This window comes from Vibrio ulleungensis (assembly GCF_016900875.1).
Lineage (GTDB): Bacteria > Pseudomonadota > Gammaproteobacteria > Enterobacterales > Vibrionaceae > Vibrio > Vibrio ulleungensis.
In genome coordinates, this window is the sequence record NZ_JAFEUM010000005.1 from 40936 (window position 1) to 58145 (window position 17210).

Genomic DNA, 17210 nt, shown 5'->3' on the forward strand with positions numbered 1-17210 from the left:
GAGCTTAGTTAGAAGGATTAGGTCATGCGCCATCGTAAGAGTGGTCGTCAACTCAACCGCAACAGCAGTCATCGTAAAGCGATGTTCAGCAATATGGCTAGCTCTCTTGTACGTCATGAAGTAATTAAGACTACATTGCCAAAAGCTAAAGAGCTACGTCGCGTCGTTGAGCCTTTGATTACACTAGCAAAGACAGACAGTGTTGCTAACCGTCGTCTTGCATTTGCACGTACTCGTGACAACGAAGTAGTTGCAAAACTGTTTAACGAATTAGGTCCACGTTTCGCTACCCGCCAAGGCGGTTACACTCGTATCCTAAAAGCTGGCTTCCGTGCTGGCGATAAAGCTCCAATGGCTTACATTGAGCTTGTCGATCGCCCAGAAGCATCTGAAGAAGCAGCTGCTGAGTAATATCAGTATTCGCTAGACTAAAAAACCGAACCTTAGGGTTCGGTTTTTTTTTGCTTAAAATATGGGGTCAGAGTCGATTTACTCTGACCCCATTTGGTTCATTTGGTTATTTCCACAGTCCAGTGAGAGAATCCATTAGTCCAGAACTAGCGCCTTGGTCAGATAGATAGCCCATGATGACAGGGGCAAATTGCGCCACCATAGATGGGTCTAGGCCGAGTTTTTCGAATACATCATAGACAGCGTTAAGCGAGTCGATATTGCCTAACAGGCTGGACGCTGCTCCCATATTCTCTAAGCCAGGTATCATAGAAGCGAGCTCACTAGTGTTGTCGGACGATAAGCTATTTTGGGCAAGGGCCAACATAGCAGCACCGCCAGAGCTTGCTTGCTCATTCGATACATCTAGCTGGCTAGTTAGTAGCTCTGTAATGGGTGAGTCCGACATTTGATCGACGCTGGAGCTTACTTGATTCATTAAGTCTTTAGTGTCGTCGCTTTTTAACAAATCGCCGAATGCGAAAGTCTGTGTACTTACTACAAGAGCCGCAAGAGTAATAGTTTTGACGAGTTTCATTGAGAGTCCTTTCATAGTGGTCGGTACTACACTCAGTGTAAAACAAAGTAAACAAAGACACTGTCAAAAATTCGAGAGTATTTGGTTGGTATTATATTCAGGCGAAAAAAAACGGTGCATTAAGCACCGTTTATTGCAGTACACTATATCGATTAAAGGATAGCTAGAAGCTCTACTTCAAATACAAGTGCTGCGTATGGAGGGATTGCTGCACCAGCGCCACGCTCGCCGTAGGCAAGATCTTGTGGGATGTACAGTTTCCACTTAGAACCAACAGGCATAAGTTGAAGTGCTTCAACCCAACCTTGAATTACACCTGTTACTGGGAATTCAGCAGGTTGGCCACGAGAAACAGAGCTGTCGAAAACAGTGCCATCTGTTAGTTCACCGTGGTAATGAACGCGAACTTGCTTGTCTGCAGACGGAACTTCACCAGTTCCTTCCGTGATCACTTCGTACTGTAGGCCAGACTCAAGAACAGTGACTTCTGAACGAAGTGCATTGTCTTTAAGGAAAGCTTCACCGTCAGCTGCCGCTACTTTAGCTTGCTCTGCACGTGCAGATTCAGCGCGAGTGTGAAGATCTTGAAGTGCTGCATTGATGTCATCAACTGAGATTTCAGGTTGACCACCAGTAAGTGCTGTAGCGATACCTGCAGCGATTGCGTCAACGTTAAGACCTTCTAGACCAGAACCTGCAAGTTGTTGGCCCATTTGAAGACCAATACCGTAGCTCGCTTTTTGCTCTACAGTATCAAATTTTACATCAGACATGTTTATTCTCATATGTGTAAGGAAGCGAGAAGAATACCAGTTTCTAAGCGCATTGAAAACGCCCGCACTTAAAAGCGTAATCAAGATTCTACCACTACGCTTCCAAGGCGTGGAATTGTGACTTTTAGGCAGGAATATCGCACTTATAGACTAGAATTTGCAGTTAAATGTTTATAACCTAGAGAGGTCAAAATGTGGAGTCATGAATGAATCGAAGAAAACGTCAACGGGTCAAGGAAAGTACTGGTAAACAGCTGCTAGAACAGCTGAAAGGTATTGATTGGCGCGCACAAAAGGCGAAGGTTCAATCGACATTGGGCTCACTAAGACTCCGTTATTTGGAGCTTCCTTCACTGCATCAGAAGTTAATCCCTGCCATCGCAGTGCTGCTGATTGTACTGTTGGTAATTCCCACCCCGGATCCAGAGGCAACTCCTGCACAACCAGCACCAACGCAAAGAGTTGAACTAGACATCGATACACGTGGTTTAAGCGAGCAAGGCTCTACGGTAGTCAGTGCGAGTTCGCCTAATGAACAGGTTTGGACCGAGTATGTCATTCAAGATGGAGATACCTTAGCCAAGGTATTTCGTAGCAATGATCTATCCGTGTCAGACCTCAACGCCTTAGTGAAAATTGAGGGAATTGATAAACCTCTTAGCCGTATTCGAAAAGGGCAGCTGATACGATTTAAACTCGATGCTAACGACCAGTTGGATATTTTACAGCTAGAGCGGGGCAGTGAAGCGGTAATGTTCTTTAGATTGTCTGACGGTGGTTTTGGGCGCAGTAAGTAGTTTGCACAAGGTTTAATTGATTTAAACGAAGACCGTAATCTCCAGCGCAGACTTACGGTGTCTTCAACATATCGATGTGCTCTATGCCATCCTCATCATATTCCTCTGAACACTGTACAAACCCATGCTTTTGATAAAACTTACGCAGGTGATACTGAGCACCAATTTGTATGGGACCGGATCCTAAGTGTTGGCCGATTTCGTGAATCGATTTTTGCATTAATACATCCCCTAGACGAGCTTGTCGCCACGTGGGCGCTACGATGACTCTCCCAATGCTATAACAGTCGTCATAGCTAACGTTTCTATCAAGAAGCCGTGTATACAAAGCGAGCTCTCCCTCTATGTACCCGGCAAGATGAACCGTAGTCGTAAGTTTGTCTTTAGCGTCCAACTCTGGATAGGGACAGTTTTGCTCAACCACAAACACATCGACACGCAACTTCATAATATCAAACAACTCATTGGTACTAAGTTGTGAAAATGTCAGCGCTCGCCATTCAATGTCGTGTTGTTTGCTCATCGAGTCTTCTCCATTAAAAAAAGCGCGGCTAAAGCCGCGCTTTCATTCTATCTTATAATCGACTATTGAAGATTGATTTTATACACGGCAAAGCCTACATCGTCCATGCCCACTTTTGTCATTGGGTATTGGCCTTTCTCTTTGATGAAAGCAGATGCTTTATCGCTTGGAGAGGTTTCAAAACGAATGTCTAGTGGAGTGTCCGATTCAATTTTAGCAAATGACCAGTTGTTATCAGCGCTAGGCTTAACAAGCCCTTTTTCTGCCGATACGCTAGAAATATAGTTTGCTAGAACTTGGCGGTTTTCATCCGGAGAGTCAAACGCTACATATTCTGAACCTGTTCCAGCAAACTTACCACCATAGGCACGGTAGTTGTTTGAAGCAACAATAAACGGAGCGCTCATGTCGACAGGTTTACCCATGTAAGTTAGACCAGTAATACGCTCTGAGTCAGCGTTAACAACTTTACAGTTACCATCGTATTTAGCAGGCTGAGTGATGTCGATTTGGTACTCAACACCGTCAATCACGTCGAAGTTATAAGTACGGAACTCATCCCACTCGATGAGGGTTTGAGGCTCTGAGCTATTGACATCGATTTGTTTAAATTGACCTGCAGAACACTCAAGCCACTCTTTCACTTCTTTACCTGTCATCTTCAGTGCAACAAGCGTGTTAGGGTAGAGGTAAAGGTCAGCAGCATTACGGAAGGTAAGTTGTCCAGATTCCACTTCTACGAAGTTGTTTGGATCGTTTTTACGACCGCCTGCTTTAAACGGTGCCGCCGCAGAAAGCACTGGAATACCGTCTAAATCAGGATCGCCCTGGATCATTGTTTCAACGTAAGCTTTCTGAGCAAGGTTAACGATTTGAACCGTTGGATCATCTTGAACCAATGCAAGGAAGCTGTACATTACGTCGTCAGCTTTACCAATTGGCTGGTTTACAAAGTCTTGAGTCGCTTTGTGATCTTCTGCCACTGCTTTGGTCATTGCTACGTGCGCTTCGACCGCTGGCTTTTTGTTTGCCGCGTCGTAGATTGGACGAGCTTCAGACATGACAGGCGTCACTTTCCAGCTGTCACCGTCTTTGTCTAGTTGCAGGTCCATAATACCTAGGTGGCTACCCCAGCGTCCTGGCATAACTGCAGCTACGCCATTGATGGTGCCTTTTTGGTTATCGATGCCTTTAATGTCATCAAAACCTTTACCAGGGAACACTGAGTGTGAGTGACCAAACGCAATTGCATCGATGCCTTCAACTTCAGATAGGTAGTAAGATGAGTTTTCCATGCCCATTTTGTATGGGTCTGTAGATACACCAGAGTGAGGGATTGCAACAATGACGTCCGCTCCTTCTGCTTTCATTTGAGGGACAAGTTTTTCAGCGCTCTCTTTGATATCGAGTGCGGTAACGTTGCCTTCTAGGTTCTTTTTATCCCAAATCATGATCTGCGGTGGAACAAACCCGATGTAGCCGACATTAACCTTGTGGCTGTTGCCATCCGTATCGAGGAACGTGTGCTCTTTGATGATGTAAGGTTTGAAGTAGTAATCACCTGTTTTCGCGTCTAACACGTTGGCGCTTACATAAGGGAAGTTTGCATCGTTAAGCGACTCGGCCAAGAACTCAAGGCCGTAGTTAAATTCGTGGTTACCAATGTTACCCGCGTCATAGTTGAGTAGGTTCATTGCTTTGTAAACTGGGTGTACTTCATCGGCTACAATGCCTTTTGAAGCCATGTAGTCACCCATAGGGCTACCTTGGATAAGGTCTCCGTTGTCAACCAGCACGCTGTTTTTAACTTCATCACGTGCTAGCTCTACAAGTGAGGCGGTACGGACTAGGCCAATCTTTTCTGATGGCTTGCCCTTATAATAGTCAAAATCCATCACGTTGGCGTGAATGTCTGTGGTCTCGATGACACGTAAGTGAATCGTGTCGGCAATAGAGGGGGCGGTCACTCCCATTAGACCTAGTAGAACTGATGTGCGGATCAGTTTCAGATTGGTATTCATACTTGCTCCATAAGTAAACTGCCTAATTGACGGGTGAAATGTAGCAGTTAATTGTTAAACTTTTTAGCGAAAACTCTAGGTTTTGCGAGGGTAATCGATTGCTTTGGTGGGTTTTTATGCGTTTATTTTAGAAACTACCAGAATATCTCCGAATGAAAAAAGTTACTGGTATTCAATGGGGCTAATATTGAACTACGCTGAAGTCGAAATGCTGCTTTTGACTTCACTAGTGATAGTGAACTTCTGGTTCAATAACGCAACCAATTTATCGTGATACTTCATATTGGGTTTGTTGCCCAACAGTCGACATAATTCGTTGCCAATTGGGCTAAATCGATAGTAGACCAACCTCAGGCCTTTAGAATGCGGCTCCAACGCAAGGTGTTTACCTTGGTAGGTAACCACCACTGCCGGGTTGGTTTCTATTTCGCCCGACTCCAATTCGGTGCCAATCAACACTCCTAACTCTATAAGCAGCAGTAAGCTTGAATAGGGAAGTTGAAAGCTGCCTAAATTAAGAGTGGTATTGTCGTTTGTCCGTCCCAAAGAAAATAAACTCGATTTTGCTTTATAACCTATGATGAGTTTATTCGCGCCATCTCCCCCAAAGTTGCTGGCGAGTGATGCCCCTCTTTGAATGATTTGAGCCTCTTTGGCTGATAGATCTTTCAATAGCTTGAGCGACTTGATGGACGTAGAACCAGGATTAATCACTTCGCGCTTAAGGACTTGAGCCCATAAACGTTGCATTGCTGAGTTCCCAATGTCTTGGGCCATATCAAAAAACCGATATAGCCAATCATCATCTGGTGTACTCGCTGCTTCATCTCTACATGATGCGTGAGCAAATGCGATTATTTTCTCAAGGTTCTGCTGACGTCGCTCTTGTATTTGTACGCTACGAGCTTGAATTCGTTTATCAATACCAAGCCCAGAGGATGGTGACGTGATTTCTGCGGCGAGATGATAGCGCGTAGCAATACTGGCGATATTAGCGCCGCTATCTTTGATGGCCGACTTGGATTGGGACTTACCCTGTTTAGTAGACGATTGCCCTTCGCTAGATTTCTCCGACACTGTTACCGACGGATTTTCATGGTCTATGGTGACGGGTTTTTCTGTAGGGTTCATAGTCTATTGCTTAGGGTACGTGATTCTGTTAATTGTAGATCGGCCACCACCAAAAAACTATTAGAGAAATAACAAATAGAGAACTGCGTCCGCACTTGCATTGTGTAATGGTTTTGTTAAATTGTATAACAAATGCATTGCAAGGAGGCAACATGCGTCATCAAGATGATCGTCTCAAAAAGCAGCTCTCTATTGCTGTTTTACTCCTGCTTTATGTAGGAGTCATGTTTTTTCTATCTCGTTTCATTGGTTAACGGTGCCGTAGCCGCTGTAAAACCGTGTCCTGCAAATTCTACTCGTCGTCGTATTCCTCAAGTCGTACGCCATCAATGGTATACCCGGTTAATGCAAGATCGGTAGATTGCGATTCGGCCGTTAATTCTCCCACTACGTACACCACATCCCACAACTGTTGCACCGGTGCACCGGATGGGAATCGGACGTACACTATTTGATTAGGCGGTGGCGGCGGTACATGGATACATGCTCCAAAATAAGGGACCAGTAGAAACTCAGTGATATGAGTGTCTGTACCTTCTAATGGGATCACGAACCCTGGGATTTTCACTTCACTCCCTGATAACTCTTCACGAAAAGATCCAGTAAGTGGTTGTAACATTTGTCCACCGTCATGGTTTACCTGCGGCATACCTTGGGCATCGAATTGTCCTCGTTCGCTTTCTGGAATAAGGTCAATCCAATCGAGTTTGAGCGGTTCGTTTGCGGCAGCCATGAAACTGACACACAGCAGTAATGTGCATAAAGACCAAAGTTTTTTCATAATTATACCCGTATTGTCATGCCGTCAGATAAGGACTGACGATAGGCTCGAATGGCAGGTAATATCCCTATCATAATGCCTGCAAGTTGTACCAACCCAAGGAGCGTCCATTCGTGGGGTGTAAGCCAAGAAAGCTCAATGGCAATGCCATAGTTGCTTTGAATTATAGGTTGTCCGATTGCTAACAATCCATATAGTCCCGCTACGCCAACCACAATCCCCATAAAAGTGATGGTACTGGCTTCAGTCACCAGTAAGGCAAATATATGGCTAGGTCTGGCACCCATCGCTCTTAAAATCGCCATTTCTCTACGGCGTTCTTGTAGGCTGGTTAATAGACTACTCAACATACCCAGCAGTCCGGCTATCACTACGAAGACTGAAACCGCGAGCAGTGCTTGCTCTGCAACAGACATCATTTGCCAAAGCTCTTGTAAGGCTAACGCGGGCATAATCGCACTTAGAGGTTCTTGTGGGTAAGTGTTGATCGCTCGTTGCACGCCGAAGGTCTGGATTTTAGAGTTTAACCCAAGCATAAAGGCGGTGATTTCTTTAGGGTTGAAATCCATACGCTCCAGCGTTGCCTTATCGGGGGCACCGCCAAGGTGCGCGCCACTTTCCCAGCCGACGTGAATGGCTTCAATCGCCTCTAAAGAAACATGCACTGTTTTATCTATTGGGGTACCTGTTGGAGCAAGAATACCCACGACTTTAAACGGAGCGTTGTCATGTTTGGTGAAGCTCACATCGCCCATACCATGAGCAATGACGATGTCATCATTGAGCTTATACCCAAGCTCTCGAGCTACGTCCGCACCTAGAACAGTTTCAAATAGCTCATCAAAGGGTTGGCCTTGCTCTAGGTTGAGTGACTGCTTTTTCCCGTATTGATAGTGAGTGAAGTAATCTTGATTAGTACCCATCACTCTAAAGCCACGGTGAGAGTCACCCAATGAGATGGGGATTGCCCACTTAACGGCGGGGTTATTTGACCACTCTTGGTAGCTTTCCCATGAGATGTTGTTGGTGGCGTTACCAATGCGAAATACAGAGTACAGCAATAAGTTTACTTGGCCAGATCGTGCACCGACGATCAGGTCGGTACCGGAAATGGTATTGGCAAAACTGCTTTTTGCTTCGGTTCTAATGCGCTCGACGCCCAACAACAAGATGACTGAAATAGTAACGGTCAAAACGGTTAGAAGAGCTGTCGCTTTACGGTTGCGAAGGCTTTTCCATGATAATAACGTGATTGTCTTCATAGGGGTCTCATGCCGTAGCGCTTGCGCGATTTAACGTTTCTAAATTGATGGTGCGTTTAAAAAGTGACTCCAAAGTGGGGTCATGCGAAACAAACACCAATGTAGATTTAGATTGCTCAGCCTCTTCCATCAGCAGTTCAATAAACGCGGTACGGTTGTTAAAGTCCAAAGCGGAGGTGGGTTCGTCGGCAATAATGAGCTCAGGCTGTCCAATCAATGCCCTCGCCGCAGCAACTCGCTGCTGTTGGCCGATACTCAACTCAATAACTGGTTTATTTAACAATCCTTTAGGTAAGTGCAGACGTTCCAGCAAATGTTCAGCTTGTTTCTCTGGCGCGCCTTCTACCGCTTGTCTTCGCTTGCTTGAAAAACGACAAGGCAGCACGACGTTTTCAATGACTGAAAGGTAAGGAAGTAAGTTAAATTGTTGAAAAATATAACCTAAATGGTCCGCCCTGAACTTATCTCTTTTACTCTGAGACAGCTCTGCCAACGCACAATCCAATACCTGAACCTGACCTTGTTGCGCGATATTGATACCTGTTAGTAGGCCCAGTAGGGTCGACTTTCCGCAACCACTCGGACCTTTAATGAATAAATGTTCACCGGCTACAACGTTAAGTGATTCTATCTGTAAAGTAGGAGCTTGCTCCGCCTGCCAACGAAATTCTACGTCGGTCAGGGAAATAATGGTATGACTCATAATCGTCCTATAGGTAAAGCTGGGACGAGCCCAGCTTTATTCTCGAAATTAGAAACTAAAACGAGGGTTATCTACTGTCAACTTGGTCGACGTTTGCACCTGATCGGTAAGCAGATTTAACGTGATGGCTTCACTTGCGCCAAACTGAGCAAACCAGGTTGTTTCAATTTGATTGAGATTCTCTGGCTTATCACAGGTAAATTGGTATTGAACATTAAACTCGCCATGGCCATTTTCGTGGTCATGGTCATGGTCATGGTCATGGTCATGGTCATGATCTGAGTGATCATCATGTTCATCGTGGTCATGGTGATCGTGATCTGAATGGTCATCATGTTCGTCGTGATCATGGTGATCGTGATCTGCATGGTCGTCATGATGTTCGTCATCGTGATTATGTTCATCATGATGCTCATCGTGAGCGTCTTCACCGCCTAAGGTGTGCGTTACGTCAGCACTGACCAGTTCACACTTCGCATTGTTATCCAGGACAAGTAACGTAGCCCCTTTTTTGAGTGCGTCGACTGCATCGTGAATCGCATGCTGTTGGTCGTGATTTGTTGGTGAATGTTCAAATCCAACGACGTCTGAACCCGGCGCTAAGATTTCGACCAAAACGTCGCTTCCATCTTGAGCGATATTAAACTCTACTTGGCCATGTACATGCGCTGCATGTTGGCGGAAAGAGTCGGCTTGCGCAAACCCAGAAAATGTCAGTGCGCTGAGAATGAGTGCGCTAAGCTTTGTATGTTGCATTGAGTGTTCTCCAAAAGTGTAAGTTCATGATGTAAATAAGTGAACAATGGCTCTTGGTGGATCTCTAGCACAAAACTTTTCGTGGCTAAGTATGACGGATTGAACCGGCAGTGCGGGAATGATTTCATCGGTAAATTCTAGTGTAGGCAGTTTATACACTGTATTACCGAGTGCGTGCTGCAAGCTAGCATATAGCTCGCACTGATGCTCTTCGTGGTGATGAGGGTCGATATCCATTGAGTGGCTGACATTGGCATAGCCAGCCCACAAAAGAATAATGAGACAAAGCTTGACAGTATGCGACCACAAATTGGGTAATTGTTGGTGTGATTGATACATTGTTTCAGCTGAAAAGAGCATTAATTAGGGCAATGTATCAAGTTTAACAGTAAGTTGGGTAATAAGTGTCTTTTTCAGAAACTTTTACCCAACTTTTACCTAATCCCATTTTTTTTATAGGGCGTTTTTAATATGCTACTTAAGTGTTGCAGTTATAAGTTTTCGGAGACAAGCGCCATAACTTGAGCAATTTCAGACTCGTCAAGTGCACCTTCTTTCATCCACAATATAGTGCCAGTTGCATCTTGCACCGCAATGAATGAGTTTTCTTTTTGAAGTTCCCATGCTTTCGCAACGTTGCCGTCTGCATCGAGTACCATGGAAGACCAAAAGCTTTCACGCTTACTGTCTTCAAGACTGCTCTTAACGAAGCTGCCTGTGCCCCACATAGCATCATCTTGATTCACAATGGTTGTGGTTTGATACTTGTCTTCTGGAAATCTGGCTTCTGTGATGGCATCCATGAGAGGGGCATTCAGTGCTTTTGCGCTTTTACGGCCAGCAATGATGTGAAGGACTCTTGTTTTGCCCAGCATTTGTTCGCTGTCCCAAGACTTATAGGTGATTTTGTCACCATCAACAAACAGCTCCCCTTTATCTGCGACCGCTACGGTTGGGGCTTTTTCACCGACAGAAAAAACGACCGCTTGGCTAGCAAATGAACAAAGGGAAAGGCTGATTGCAGCCAAAAGTGAATACTTCATAAAGGGGTCCTTGTTTTAATGGCATCGTCAAAAATAGTAGCTTATACAAAAACTGGTCGGATGTTAAGTTTTTGTTAAAATTGGCTTAAATAAAACACACACCAGTGCCACCTAAACCGCAGTATCCGTTAGGGTTTTTAGCAAGATATTGTTGGTGATAGTCGTCGGCAAAATAGTACTCTGCCGCGCATTGGATCTCGGTAGTGATAGGTCCTGCTTTGTTAGCTTGTTGAAGCGCCAGTTGATAGGCCCGCTTGGATTGGTTAGCAATCTCTAAATCTTGTTGATCGTGGGTATACACCACTGATCGGTATTGGGTTCCGATATCTCCACCTTGTCGCATGCCCTGTGTTGGGTCGTGGTTCTCCCAAAACACTGTCAGCACATCTTCCAGCGTGGTTACTGTTGAGTCGTATACTACGCGGACAACTTCGACATGCCCGGTGCGCCCAGTACAGACCTCGTCATAAGTCGGGTTTGGCGTAAAGCCTCCACAGTAACCCACTGAGGTTGTGACAACCCCAGGTTGTTGCCACATAAGGCGTTCAGCACCCCAAAAGCAGCCCATCCCAATGATGATTTCTTTTAGAACACCGTCAGCTGCTAAGGTCATATCACTCTGATTCACAAAATGAATTGGGTCAACTTTTTGAGCTTGGGTCCGTCCTACTAAAGCGTCTTCTTGAGACACCAGTTGTTGCTTGTCTTTCATATTAACATCCAGTTAACTGTGGTATATTTTTCACAATCATTATCGATCCGATGAGCTTATGGTTGTCGCAAGTGCAATCAGAGTCAAGCTATCAATTTCATTTAGGGATAAGTGTTCTTCAGACATGGATAAAGTGTCATACATTACAAGGTTGCTGTTTTCCAGCACTCTAAAGAGGGTAATGACCTTGGTTGTAGTGCTTGGGCTAATTTCGGCACCGGCGGCAGCGAAAACCAAACTCAACATTGAAGGGCTAGCAGGCGACTTAGAAAAGAATGTTGAGGTTTACCTCTCCGCGATAGAAGAAAAAGACTATTCAACCTCGCTTAGATTTCAATCTAGGGTAGAGAGCACTGTGACTGAAGCACTCAAAGCGATGGGCTACTACGCGCCAACAATTGTTATCCAAGTTGACGAAGAGAAGGACGTTTTGACGTTTACGGTGGATATGGGTGAGCCAGTAACAATAGAAGAAGTCGACGTCGTTTTAGATGGAGAAGCGGATCAAGATGATGCCTTCCATAATTTACTCCAACAAAGTGCAGTTCAAAAAGGCGCTATTCTTAATCATGGCGACTATGATGCCCTTAAGAGCGGTATTCGCAATATGGCACTGCGCAGAGGGTATTTTGATGGCGCTTTTACACTCTCCCGGTTAGAAGTTTCACCAGAAAGAAAGCAAGCGTTTGTAAGACTGCATTACACCAGTGGCATACGCTATAACTTTGGCACGACCTTGGTACAAGGCAGTCATATCGAAGAATCGAAAGTGCAATCGTTGATCCCGTATGAAGAGGGTCAACCTTACCTTGCGTCCGATATTGGCAGTTTTAACCAAAACCTATCCAGCACTGGTTGGTTTGGTTCCATATATATTGAGCCAGACTTATCACAAGTGGAGAAAGGAAGGGATCTTCCGGTTAATGTCCAGCTATCTCCTCAATCACAGAATCAGATTGAGACTGGTTTGGGCTACTCTACCGATGTTGGTATTCGAGGCACTCTTAAGTGGAAGAAACCATGGATTAACCGATTTGGTCACAGCTTTGACTCGAGTTTTCAGTTGTCACAACCAGAGCAAATCATCACTGTGGGGTATGAGATCCCGCTTGAAGATGTACTCAATGAGTACTATCGATTCGCTTATGGTATGAAGCATTTGGACAACCGAGATACCGAAAGTCTAGAGGCGACAGCAGCTGTTGAGCGTCACTGGCAGCTCGATTCAGGGTGGCATCGCACGCTCTATCTCAAGGCTGTTCAAGAAGACTTTCAACAAGGGTCTCAAGACGACTCGTTCTTTATGTTATTGCCAGGTATTGCCTACTCTAAAACTCGCTCCCGTGGAGGCGCAATGCCCACATGGGGCGACAAGCAGCGTATCAGCGTGGAATACGGCGATGAAAACTTTTTATCTGAAACTCAAGTATTGCGCCTATCGGGGAATACTACGTGGATTAGAAGCATTGGCTCTAACCATAGAGGAATTGCACGCTTAGACGGCAGAAGTAACTTCACTGAAGACGTTACAAGACTACCACCATCGCTTCGTTACTTTGCTGGTGGTGATAATAACTTACGCGGTTATGGCTATGAATCTATTGCTCCTGTCGATGAAGATGGGAAATTGATCGGTGCAAAGTACATGGTCACCAGCACTCTAGAGTACCAGTATAGGGTCTACGGTAATTGGTGGTTGGCAGCGTTTGTGGATTATGGTGATGCTTTTTCTGAAACACCAGAGTGGAAAACCGGTACTGGAGTTGGCGTTCGATGGGCGTCGCCAATTGGACCTGTACGTCTGGACTTTGCATTGGGACTGGATGCGCCTGAAGGCGAACAGTTCCAGTTTCACTTCGGCATAGGACCTGAACTATGACCGAACAATCAAAACCGTTAACCGACAACAGATCACAGCCCGACAGCACCGCAGCAGACGTTGGCACTAAAAAGAAACGCTTATGGTGGCCCGTACGTTGGCTGCTGAAGTCTTCGTTAGGATTGATTATTTTAGTGATTTTGCTGGTCTTGCTTATCGGCGGACTGTTATTTACCAACCCTGGCCTTAAAACCATAGTGTGGGGAGCTCAAAAAGCGCTGCCGCAATTAAGCGTAGAAGACAGTGAAGGGGCATTATTGAGGGAGTTTACTCTCACGAATGTTCGATTTAGTGACGAGTCGCTTGGTGTCGATACTAAGTTTGGCCAACTGCAATTGGGGGTAAATGTTGAGTGTGCTCTGCGTTTGTCGATTTGCGTTGAAAAGCTGGTTGCTAAGCAAGGCTACCTTAAACTGTATGATACAGGCGCACCGGTTGAGCCGGAACCTGAACCAGCAGATGACGACCCTTCACTCATTTTTGTACCTATTCCTATTGAAGTCGGATTGATTTCACTGGATGACATAGAGCTTGATGTTTTCGGCATTGGAATTGACTGGAACTCATTACACACATCCGGTGGGTTTTTTGGCAGTAAATTAACCCTGTTACCCAGTGCTATCTCTGGGTTGACCCTGTCGCTTCCTCCTGCACAAGAAGAGCCTGAAAGTGAATCCGCTGAGGCTGAAGTTGTTGAGGCTGGCCCAATCATCCTTCCAGATGTGCATATCCCTCTGGAGATAGACATTAAGAAGCTGGAGCTTACGCAATTCGAGTATCAAGCCGAAACACCAATAGTTGTGAATCGAGCAATGCTTATTGGGCAAGTCGGTGGGTATGACATTGGTGTCGAGCAGTTTGAATTGGAGATGCCAGAAGTCGATGCGACCCTACAAGGGGACATTCGCCTTGAAGCGGACTATCCACTGAATCTTCATTTGAATGCGACGGTGTTGCACCCAGAATTGAAAGGCCAAACGGTGGATCTTTCAGTTAATAACTCTGTCGCCGATCTCGATTTAGATCTTACTTTATCCAACCTATTATCGGGCCACTTCGCGGGAAACCTACAACCCTTGGATCCTGATTTACCGTTTGATCTTGCAATAAAAGATGTGGACGCTTTTTGGCCCTTGTTTAGCGGGCCAGAGTATCAAGCCAGCATATCGTCTTTGGTGACTAAAGGGAGCTTAGATGGATTTAGTATTGAACTGGTGGGCGCGGTAGATGGAACGGTTGTCCCCGCTACAGAGTTGGATTTACGAGGAAGTGGTGACCTATCCCATATCGACCTAACTCAGCTTACGGTGGGGGTTTTAGGTGGAGAGATCCAAGGTACAGCGTCCGCTGATTGGTCAACACTGGTTAATTGGCAGGCCGAATTGGCATTCGAACAGCTTCAACCAGGGCTCGAATGGCCGGAAGCTGAAGGTGAAGTTAGTGGGCGCTTACGTACAGATGGAACCTTAACAGATGCCGGTGGGTGGAAAGTATCGCTGCCGCTGCTCGATATCGATGGAATATTGAGAGAGTACCCACTTAATCTAGAAGGCTCTGTTGATGTGTCGGATGTGGCGGGCGCCGGAGATTTGTACGTCGATATCCCATCTTTGTCGTTAAGCCATGCTGATAATAGGGTTCAGGTAAGTGGTCAGATCGATAAGTTGTGGGATTTGGCGCTCAACTTGAACTTCGTGGATTTAGCGGCGAGCGTGCCAGATGCTCTGGGGCGAATCCAAGGTGAGGTTTTGATAGGCGGCGCATTGGAAGAGCCGGACTTACAGGTCGATCTCAATGTTAATCAGTTCGCTTTTAAAGACATTGCGACACTAAATTCATTGTCTTTGAAAGGTGATTTAACACCGTTGCCGTCACCCAGTGGCGATATCTCATTAAACGTTAACCAACTGCAGGTGAATCAACAGGATATTGATAGTATTGCGCTGGGGTTTGTTGGCTCCCAAGACCAGCATACATTGCGCTTAGATATTCAATCCGAGATGGTATCTGGCGGGTTAAGCATTCGTGGTGGGTTAAAGCTCGAGCCCGATCTCAACTGGAGTGGCGCACTGTTTGATGCGCACTTTAAAACGTTACAAGGAGAGTGGCGTTTGGATCATGAGCCAAAATTGGGTTATGACATGGCGACGAACGTTGCCAATGTCGACGCGCATTGTTGGCTGCAAGCGCAATCCAAGGTTTGCTTAGACAACGACGTTGTTGCTGGGGAATCTGGAGAGGCATCGCTGTCGGTCAATGAGTTTAACTTTGAGCAATTGGCTGCATTTATCCCTAAAGGCACTGAATTGGATGGACTGTTAAATTTGCAGGCCCAAGCCAAATGGGCACCTGGTACTCCGATTGAAGCACAAGCCACGTTAACATTGCCAACCGGTAAGGTGACTCAGAAGCTTGAACCTGATTTGGTGGTTGGCTGGGAGCAAATTAGCGCCAAAGTCATGCTGGCGGATAATAATCTACGCAGCGAGTGGGCCATTGATCTGACCGAAAACGGACAAGTTAAAGGCTACGCGAATTTGGATGATGTGTTGAATGACAGTCGAGACATTGATGCGAACATTGTTATCGAAGAGATCAACTTATCGCCTTTGCAACCATTGGTCGGCGAGTTTAGCCGTGTTGGCGCGCTGATTGAGTCTGATATTGAGCTAAAAGGGCCGATGTTAAAACCAAAAGCCCAAGGCTATTTTGCGATCAATGATATTCAAGTTGCAGGTGACATAACCCCTGTAGAGGTAAGTAACGGTGAGTTTAGAGTCGACTTCACTGGATACCAAGCCGCTCTTAACTCTCGCATTGATACTGCAGAGGGGAGCTTGGAGATCAAAGGAGAGGCCGATTGGACGGACACGGAGGATTGGTATACCAAGCTCAATATTTTTGCTGAAGAGCTGTTGGTGAGTGTTGACCCCATATTGGTTGCTTCGGTTGAGCCTGACTTAAACATCTCTATTGTCCCTGGAAACATCAAAGTTGATGGTAAAGTGGCACTGCCTTATGGACGAATTACGGTTCAAAGCTTACCCGAGTCTGCGGTATCACTGTCTAGTGATGAAGTTCTTCTCGATGAAGATCTGCAGCCACTGGAAGAGCAAAGCGAGATCCCATTTAACATAGAGACCAACATTAATGTCGTTATTGGAGACGATTTTAGACTCTCTGCATTTGGCTTGCGAGGCAGCCTTGTTGGCGATCTTTCAGTTACTCAAAAAGATCAGGCACCGTTTATTATCGGTGAGGTCAACATCGTCGATGGTGCGTATCGCGCGCTTGGCCAAGACTTGGTGATCAGTGAAGGTAAAATCCTATTTAATGGGCCCGCCGATCAACCTTACCTAGCCGTGACGGCGATACGAAATCCAGATAATACTCAAGATGATGTGACCGCAGGTGTGCGAGTCTCAGGGCCAGCGGACGAGCCTGAAGTGATCATTTTTTCTGATCCATCAATGCCACAAGCCAATGCACTGTCTTACGTGTTAAGGGGTCAAAATCTGGATGCAGAGTCAAGTGGTGATGCGATGACGACGGCGTTGATAGGATTAAGCCTTGCGCGTAGCGGTAAAGTAGTTGGAGAGATTGGTGAAGTGTTTGGAGTACAAGATCTTCAATTGGATACCGAAGGATCCGGGGACGATTCACAAGTGACGGTGAGTGGTTATATATTGCCAGGCCTTCAGGTGAAGTATGGTATGGGAATTTTTGAATCGATTGGTGAATTTACAGTTCGTTACCGTATTGCCAAGGATCTGTATGTTGAAGCTGTTTCCGGTGCAGATAACGCATTAGATGTGCTCTATCAGTTCCAGTTCGACTAAGC

General features: G+C 45.7%; 16 protein-coding genes. 4 read left to right on the top strand and 12 right to left on the bottom strand.

Annotated elements, in window-relative coordinates; all coding sequences use genetic code 11:
- The first annotated feature begins 24 nt into the window (after positions 1–24).
- Complete coding sequence (rplQ, locus tag JQC93_RS12965) at positions 25–411, top strand: 50S ribosomal protein L17 (protein ID WP_084889006.1); 387 nt, start codon at positions 25–27, stop codon at positions 409–411.
- 106 nt (positions 412–517) lie between these two features.
- Here the strand turns inward: rplQ and JQC93_RS12970 are convergent, their stop codons facing one another.
- Positions 518–988, bottom strand: a complete 471-nt coding sequence (locus JQC93_RS12970) for a DUF2780 domain-containing protein (protein WP_205158860.1) — start codon at positions 986–988, stop codon at positions 518–520.
- Between the two features lie 152 nt (positions 989–1140).
- On the bottom strand, positions 1141–1761 hold the full coding sequence (locus JQC93_RS12975; RefSeq protein WP_084889008.1) for an FKBP-type peptidyl-prolyl cis-trans isomerase: 621 nt from the start codon (positions 1759–1761) through the stop codon (positions 1141–1143).
- Positions 1762–1967: 206 nt separating this feature from the next.
- On the opposite strand from JQC93_RS12975, the gene JQC93_RS12980 reads away from it, so the two are divergent.
- On the top strand, positions 1968–2558 hold the full coding sequence (locus JQC93_RS12980; protein ID WP_205158861.1) for a LysM-like peptidoglycan-binding domain-containing protein: 591 nt from the start codon (positions 1968–1970) through the stop codon (positions 2556–2558).
- 52 nt (positions 2559–2610) lie between these two features.
- Here JQC93_RS12980 and JQC93_RS12985 read toward each other — a convergent pair whose 3' ends face one another.
- The 10 genes from JQC93_RS12985 to msrA form a co-directional block, all read right to left on the bottom strand.
- Complete coding sequence (locus tag JQC93_RS12985; protein WP_205158862.1) at positions 2611–3081, bottom strand: GNAT family N-acetyltransferase; 471 nt, start codon at positions 3079–3081, stop codon at positions 2611–2613.
- A gap of 62 nt (positions 3082–3143) precedes the next feature.
- Positions 3144–5054, bottom strand: coding sequence for a bifunctional 2',3'-cyclic-nucleotide 2'-phosphodiesterase/3'-nucleotidase (locus JQC93_RS12990; protein ID WP_408068610.1), 1911 nt, complete (start codon positions 5052–5054; stop codon positions 3144–3146).
- 240 nt (positions 5055–5294) lie between these two features.
- Entirely contained in the window at positions 5295–6233 is a 939-nt protein-coding gene (locus JQC93_RS12995) for a TIGR03899 family protein (protein ID WP_205158864.1), read from the bottom strand.
- A gap of 292 nt (positions 6234–6525) precedes the next feature.
- On the bottom strand, positions 6526–7014 hold the full coding sequence (locus JQC93_RS13000; RefSeq protein WP_205158865.1) for a DUF3299 domain-containing protein: 489 nt from the start codon (positions 7012–7014) through the stop codon (positions 6526–6528).
- A gap of 2 nt (positions 7015–7016) precedes the next feature.
- Positions 7017–8276 (bottom strand): ABC transporter permease, encoded by a 1260-nt coding sequence (locus tag JQC93_RS13005; protein ID WP_205158866.1) that lies wholly within the window; start codon positions 8274–8276, stop codon positions 7017–7019.
- A gap of 7 nt (positions 8277–8283) precedes the next feature.
- Positions 8284–8979: an ABC transporter ATP-binding protein gene (locus tag JQC93_RS13010; RefSeq protein ID WP_205158867.1), complete on the bottom strand. Its 696-nt coding sequence runs from the start codon at positions 8977–8979 to the stop codon at positions 8284–8286.
- A 48-nt stretch (positions 8980–9027) separates the two neighbouring features.
- Positions 9028–9735, bottom strand: a complete 708-nt coding sequence (gene zrgA, locus JQC93_RS13015) for a zinc uptake protein ZrgA (protein WP_205158868.1) — start codon at positions 9733–9735, stop codon at positions 9028–9030.
- 24 nt (positions 9736–9759) lie between these two features.
- Positions 9760–10074: a DUF2607 family protein gene (locus JQC93_RS13020; protein ID WP_205158869.1), complete on the bottom strand. Its 315-nt coding sequence runs from the start codon at positions 10072–10074 to the stop codon at positions 9760–9762.
- Positions 10075–10226: 152 nt separating this feature from the next.
- Positions 10227–10778: a YtfJ family protein gene (locus JQC93_RS13025; protein ID WP_205158870.1), complete on the bottom strand. Its 552-nt coding sequence runs from the start codon at positions 10776–10778 to the stop codon at positions 10227–10229.
- A gap of 85 nt (positions 10779–10863) precedes the next feature.
- Positions 10864–11490 carry a peptide-methionine (S)-S-oxide reductase MsrA gene (gene msrA, locus JQC93_RS13030; RefSeq protein ID WP_205158871.1) on the bottom strand — a complete coding sequence of 209 codons (627 nt, stop codon included), beginning with the start codon at positions 11488–11490 and terminating at the stop codon, positions 10864–10866.
- Between the two features lie 181 nt (positions 11491–11671).
- Here msrA and tamA point away from each other — a divergent pair, with 181 nt between their 5' ends.
- Complete coding sequence (tamA, locus tag JQC93_RS13035; protein ID WP_236009556.1) at positions 11672–13369, top strand: autotransporter assembly complex protein TamA; 1698 nt, start codon at positions 11672–11674, stop codon at positions 13367–13369.
- Positions 13366–17208, top strand: a complete 3843-nt coding sequence (gene tamB, locus JQC93_RS13040; RefSeq protein ID WP_205158873.1) for an autotransporter assembly complex protein TamB — start codon at positions 13366–13368, stop codon at positions 17206–17208. The genes tamA and tamB overlap by 4 nt, the downstream gene beginning before the upstream one ends.
- Positions 17209–17210: the final 2 nt, after the last annotated feature.